Source organism: Parvimonas sp. oral taxon 393 str. F0440, assembly GCA_000223315.2.
In the GTDB taxonomy this organism is placed as follows: domain Bacteria; phylum Bacillota; class Clostridia; order Tissierellales; family Peptoniphilaceae; genus Parvimonas.
In genome coordinates this window covers 1-6,069 of sequence record AFUS01000001.1, presented here as the reverse complement: position 1 = coordinate 6,069, position 6,069 = coordinate 1, and the positions used below count along the sequence as shown (strand labels likewise).

Here is a 6,069-nt window from a genome sequence, read left to right as displayed (position 1 = left end):
TTCACAGTTAAATTATACCAAAAATCAAAAAAAAACTCAAATTTATTACATTTAATACGTAAATTGGAAATATTTTAAATATTATCAAGATTTAAACAAAAAATTGCATTAAAAAATTTTTATGCACAAAAAAATCCACTTTCAAAATGCAAATGGATTATTGATTACAAATTTGGATTTTTTTCTCTTGCAAGTTTACAAGCTATATTACCTAAAACATTCGCCTGATTTTTAATATCTTGCAAATCAGGATTTTGCAAAGATATTTGATATTTTAATATTTCCATCGAACGAGCCATATTATAAACTATAGATATATACTGTTCAGGTATTTCATCACGAGATAATTTGTTAAATAATGATTCAGTAGAAATATATCTCTCTGGATATTTACTAGAAATTGGATTTTCCTCTAAATCACGAGCCCAATCTCTAACTTGATACATTAATTCATTAAAAGAATCCCACTGTTTATTTTGTTTTTTATTTCTTCCTTTTTTATTTTATAATTCTCATATTTTATTGAAATAAATACACCTATAATTGATGAAAGAAAAGAAAAAAATGGAAATTCCTAATTCAAAGGGTTTAAACATTATTAAGACCTCCTATTGCATTATATGTAAACTATAAAACACAAGCGATAAGATAAAAATTAAATATAGTATTCTAAATATTTTTTTAGAATTATTCATAACAGTCTCCTTTAACATTCTATTAACTAAATTTTACTAAATATCTTTACTACTACTTTAATTTAATGATATCATCATTTTTGTTTAGTGTAAAGACTTATATTCTGAATTAAAAATTTCGCTCTGAATCTGTATAAAAATTTATAATTTTTTTTGTATTTTTACTTGACAATTATACTTAAAATAGCTTATAATCTATGGTAGTGTTTTATTAAATAACCTAAAGGTGATTATAATAAGGAGGTGTCATCTATATTATGAAAAGAACTTATCAACCAAATAGAAGAAAAAGAAGTAAAATTCATGGTTTTAGAAAGAGAATGAGTACAAAAGCAGGTAGAGCTGTATTAAAGAGAAGAAGACTTAAAAATAGAAAAGTTTTATCAGCATAGGCCAACATTAGTGTGGCCTTTTCTAAAATTCAGCTTTTTATTTTTTGTGTTTGAAGTTATTATACTTGCTAATTTAGATATTTTTTGTTGTAAGTATGAAGAATAGAAAGATGATATATGAATAAGGAAATTAGATTAAGAAAAAATAGAGAGTTTCAAACTGTTTATAGACGTGGAAAAAATTTTTGGAATAAAGATTTTACCATTTTCATCCGACCGACAAATAGAAAAAAAGTTAAGTTCGGAGTTTCTATTACTAAAAAGTTTGGAAAGGCAAATAAACGTAATTTGATTAAGAGAAGAATAAAAGAAATAATAAGACTTAATGTTTGTGATTTAGGATTAGGTTATGAAATGGTAATTTTACCGAAAAAAACACTTTAGAAATTGATTACATTGAACTTGAGAGGTCTTTATTAGGACTTATAAATTTTGCTTTAAAGAAGGTTTTAAATTGAGAAAATTAATGATTTTGTTGATTAGATTTTATAGAAGATATATTTCCTGCCTTTGGGGACATGGAAAATGTAAATTTACTCCGACATGTTCTGAGTACGCTATTTTGGCATATCAGAAATACAATTTTTTTAAGGCAAGTTATTTAGTTATTTGGAGAATTTTAAGATGTAATCCTTTTGGAAAAGGTGGATATGATCCACTAAAGTAGGAGGAATAAATGGCATTTTTAAGAAATTTAATGGGATCTGTATTGAAATTTATTTATGAAGGGGTTGCTTCAATTTTACCTAATGAACCTTCAAGTATTTCATATTTAGCGATTAGTATTATTATAATTTCAATAATTTTTAAAGTTGTACTTTTCCCAATATTTTTAAGTAGTATAAAAAATCAAAAGATTCAAGCGAAGTTTGCTAAAGAGCAACAAAAGATAAGAGAAAAATATAAGCATGATCCTCAAGCAATGAATCTTAAACTTATGGAGTTTAATAAAGAACATGGAATTAAACAACTTGGTGGTTGTTTACCAATGATTTTTAACTTTATTTTAGTTATAGCGATGTTTGCGGTAATGGGAGAGCCATTATTATATATTTTTGGGGATAAGAATGCGGATGTTATGAAAAACTTCCTTTGGATTAAGGATTTATCAGTTCCGGATCCACTTATATATGGACTTCCTTTGATAAATGCGATTACTCAATATATTTATTTTGACTTGAGTAATAGGGATCAACAAGATAATCCTGCTGCAAAATCAATGGAAACTATGAAATATATATTCCCATTGATAATATTTATTTCAGCTAAGAGATTCTCTGCAGGTCTTGCACTTTATTGGGCTATGACAAATATAGTAGAAATTTTATTGAGATTGGCTTTAACTGCTTACGAAAATAGAAAAATGAGTAAGGAGTAGAAAGGAGCAAAAGAATGAGTGTTGTAAAATCAGCAAAGACTGTTGATGAAGCTGTTAAACTTGCATTGGAAGAATTATCAGCTGACATTGCAGATGTTGATGTTAAAGTAATAGAAAAACCTAAGAGCGGTTTCTTGGGCTTTGGAGCAAGAGATGCTTTGGTTGAAGTTTCTTTAAAAGAAGAAAAAGAAGAAGATTTTAATGGTTTTATAGAAGAAGTTGTTGAAGAAGTTATTGAAGAAACTTGTTGTATAAAAGAAATTCCTGCTAAAAGTGAAGATGTAGAAAAGATTGAAGAATTTTTAAAGGAATTAATTTCAAAAATGGGTGTTGAATGTGAAGTAACTTCTGATGAAGATGAAGAAGCTCTTAATATATATATCAATGAATCTGATGATTTTAAGGCTTTGATTGGAAAATCAGGAGAAACTTTAGAAAGTATTCAATATATTTTAAGCATTTTTGCAAGAAGAAATACTTCTTTAGAAAAGAGAGTTTTCTTGGATATAAATGGATATAAGAAGAGAAAAGAAGAATCAATCAGAGAAATGGCGATGACTTTTGCTAAAAAATCTGTTAGATACAAAAAAGTTATGAGACTTAGACCTATGAATGCTTATGAAAGAAGAATAGTTCATTCAACTTTGCATAATATGAAGGGTGTATTTACAGTGAGTGAAGGTGAAGAGCCACATAGAAAGGTTGTTATCAAACCTAAATTTTAATATGCAATTAAAAAGAACGTTTAGGCGTTCTTTTGCTTTATTGTGGAACAACAAGGAGAAAATATGGAAAATACTATTGTTGCTATTGCTACTGCTACTGGAGAATCAGGGATAGGAATTGTAAGACTTAGTGGTGAAAAGTCGATAGATATTGTAAAAAATTTTTTAAGCCTTATGATAAAAAGAAATAGATGAAAAATCCAATAGAATGATGAAATATGGCCATATTTACGATAAAGATGAACTCATTGACGAAGTTATGGTATGTTTTATGTTTGCACCTCATACATATACAAGAGAGCATGTCGTTGAAATTTTTACTCATGGGGGCATTGTTTGTCTTAAAAGGGTTTTAAATTTATGTCTTGAAAATGGAGCGGATCTTGCAGAAAAGGGAGAATTTACGAAGAGAGCTTTTTTAAATGGTCGTCTTGATTTATCCCAAGCCGAAGGAGTTATTGACTTAATTAAGGCGAAAACGGAATTTTCTCATAAGAGTGCGATTAATCAACTTGAAGGACATTTGAGTAAAAAGATTAAAGAGTTTAGAGAACAGCTTTTGGATATTTTAAGTTTTGTAGAGTATTCTATCAATTTTACAGAAGATATGCAGGAGGAATTGCCTTTTGATAATGTAATTTTAAAAACTGAAAAATTGATGGCTGATATGGAAGAATTACTTGGAGAGTCTAATAAAGGAAAAATTTTAAAAGACGGAATAAATGTTTCAATCATCGGTAAGCCTAATGTTGGTAAGTCTTCCCTACTAAATAGAATTTTAAGACAAGAAAGAGCGATTGTAACTGATATTGCTGGAACTACGAGGGATTTGATTAAAGAAGACATCGAGCTTTCAGGAATCAAATTAAATATAAATGATACTGCAGGAATTAGAGAAACTGCCGATGTCGTTGAAAAAATCGGAGTTCAAAAATCTATTGAAGCAAGTGAAACTTCCGACTTAAACTTGGTACTATTCGATATTTCAAGAGAGCTTGACGAAGAAGACGAAAAGATAATAAATCTTGCTAATACAACTAAATCCATAGGAATTTTAAATAAGGTAGATTTGGATAAAAAATTGAATGAAGAAAAATTAAAAGAAAAGATAAATTTTGAATTAATAGAAATATCCGCTCTGAAAAATGAAGGTATTTCAAAACTTGAACAGGCAATTATAGATATGTTTTTCGACGGAAAAATAGAGATTAAGGATAAGGCTCTAATTACAAATGTAAGACATGAAAATAGTCTAAAGAGCTCATTGGAATATTTAAAATCTTTCTATGCGGATTTAAAAAATATGGTTCCTATTGACTGTTGTGAAGTGGATTTAAGAAGAGCCTATGAAGTGCTTGGAGAAATAATCGGAGAAAATATTTCCGAAAACATTTTAGACAATATCTTTTCAAATTTCTGTATAGGAAAATAAAGACGGTGAGAACCGTCTTTTTTGTGGAATGGATTAGTTTGCTGTAATTTATGTATCTTCGATACATTCACTTATGCTTGAACACAAGCATAAGTGTGAGATCTTCGCAGTCGATTGTACTCAAATCAAAGATTTGAACAATCTTTGCGTCAGACCTACTATTACTTGTAAACAAGTAAAGTTAGGGCTAGATTGACTACACTTCGCTATACTACGTTTCGCTCAAGATGACGTATAAAGGAAATATCTTCGTTTGATAGCTTAACGTTAAAAGTAAATAAACTTCAAAAAAACTATATTTGATAAAATTTAAAACAGTTTAATAAAATTGAAGTTACTAAAAGTTGTATAAAATATAATAGTTCACGTCATGGTACTTTGAAGTTAAATGCTCCCAACACGTCATCTCGAGCATAGTCAATCTAGCCCTAACTTTTGTTGTTTATTCATAAACAACAAAAAGTAGGTCTGACGGTGTCGTTGTATCTTTGATACAATGACTCAGGAGATCTCATTACAATTATTTGTTTACAAATAATTGTAAGTCCTGTAAAGGACTCGTATAAAAAATCACCATTCTTCTGATAAATCTCTTAATTCTGGATTTATAGATTTAATCAAGTCAAATTTTTCTTTCTACTCCATTTTTTTAATTGCTTTTCTCTAGCAATTGCATCTAAAGCATATTCTGTTGTTTCATAAAATAATAATACATTTAAATTGTATTTTTTAGAAAAACCATCTAGTAATTTATTCTTATGTTCATATAATCTTCTTTCAATATTTCTAGTAACTCCAATATATAGGACATTTCTGAAATTATTAGAAATTATGTAAACATAAAACATATAATCCTCCTTATGTTTTAATTATAATAAAATATATAACTTACTAAAATATTCTATCAAAAATTATATTTATATTCAATTTTTTATGTATCTGCGATACATTTACTTTTGCTAAAGCAAAAGTATGAGATCTTCGCAGTCGATTGTACTCAAATCAAAGATTTGAACAATCTTTGCGTCAGACCTACTATTGCTTGTAAACAAGCAAAGTTAGGGCTAGATTCGCTACACCCTACTTCGCTTCGTTACAGTCGAGATGACGTATAAGTGAAACAACTTCGTTTAGTAGCCAGACGTTAAAAGTAAACAAACTTCAAATTGTCTTTACATATAAAATATAAAAAATATAATAATATAAGAAAAAAATTTTTATTTATTTTATTATAATAAAAAAAACAAAATAATTCACGTCATAGCACTTTGAAAAGAAATACTCCCAACACGTCATCTCGACTGGAGCGTTAGCAGAACGGAGAGATCTCATAAAGCTCTATGCTTATGAAAAATTTTTTCGTAGTCGGATTTAAACAAAAGTAGGTCTGACGGGGTCGTTGTATCTTTGATACAATGACTCTGGAAATCTCATTACAATTACCAAT

7 protein-coding genes and 1 pseudogene are annotated in these 6,069 nt (G+C 28.3%); 6 read left to right on the top strand and 2 right to left on the bottom strand.

Going from position 1 to position 6,069, the window contains the following annotated elements; all coding sequences use genetic code 11:
- Positions 1 to 164 precede the first annotated feature (164 nt).
- A complete protein-coding gene (locus HMPREF9127_RS00040) occupies positions 165 to 446 on the bottom strand; it encodes a hypothetical protein (protein WP_039849329.1) in 282 nt (93 codons plus the stop codon).
- Between the two features lie 506 nt (positions 447 to 952).
- Here HMPREF9127_RS00040 and rpmH point away from each other — a divergent pair.
- The 6 genes and pseudogenes from rpmH to mnmE all read left to right on the top strand — a co-directional run bounded on the left by rpmH (position 953) and on the right by mnmE (position 4,622).
- A complete protein-coding gene (gene rpmH / locus HMPREF9127_RS00035; RefSeq protein WP_004832453.1) occupies positions 953 to 1,087 on the top strand; it encodes a 50S ribosomal protein L34 in 135 nt (44 codons plus the stop codon).
- A gap of 117 nt (positions 1,088 to 1,204) precedes the next feature.
- The gene (gene rnpA / locus HMPREF9127_RS00030) at positions 1,205 to 1,471 is read left to right on the top strand and encodes a ribonuclease P protein component (protein ID WP_009447516.1); all 267 of its coding nucleotides are present in this window, start codon (positions 1,205 to 1,207) and stop codon (positions 1,469 to 1,471) included.
- A 70-nt stretch (positions 1,472 to 1,541) separates the two neighbouring features.
- Positions 1,542 to 1,754 (top strand): membrane protein insertion efficiency factor YidD, encoded by a 213-nt coding sequence (gene yidD, locus HMPREF9127_RS00025; RefSeq protein ID WP_009447519.1) that lies wholly within the window; start codon positions 1,542 to 1,544, stop codon positions 1,752 to 1,754.
- Positions 1,755 to 1,763: 9 nt separating this feature from the next.
- The gene (locus tag HMPREF9127_RS00020; RefSeq protein ID WP_009447517.1) at positions 1,764 to 2,465 is read left to right on the top strand and encodes a YidC/Oxa1 family membrane protein insertase; all 702 of its coding nucleotides are present in this window, start codon (positions 1,764 to 1,766) and stop codon (positions 2,463 to 2,465) included.
- 14 nt (positions 2,466 to 2,479) lie between these two features.
- Entirely contained in the window at positions 2,480 to 3,190 is a 711-nt protein-coding gene (gene jag / locus HMPREF9127_RS00015) for an RNA-binding cell elongation regulator Jag/EloR (RefSeq protein ID WP_009447514.1), read from the top strand.
- A 63-nt stretch (positions 3,191 to 3,253) separates the two neighbouring features.
- A pseudogene (gene mnmE / locus HMPREF9127_RS00010) lies at positions 3,254 to 4,622 on the top strand (tRNA uridine-5-carboxymethylaminomethyl(34) synthesis GTPase MnmE).
- A 617-nt stretch (positions 4,623 to 5,239) separates the two neighbouring features.
- On the opposite strand, the gene HMPREF9127_RS00005 reads toward mnmE, so the two are convergent.
- On the bottom strand, positions 5,240 to 5,470 hold the full coding sequence (locus tag HMPREF9127_RS00005; protein ID WP_009447518.1) for a GIY-YIG nuclease family protein: 231 nt from the start codon (positions 5,468 to 5,470) through the stop codon (positions 5,240 to 5,242).
- Positions 5,471 to 6,069: the final 599 nt, after the last annotated feature.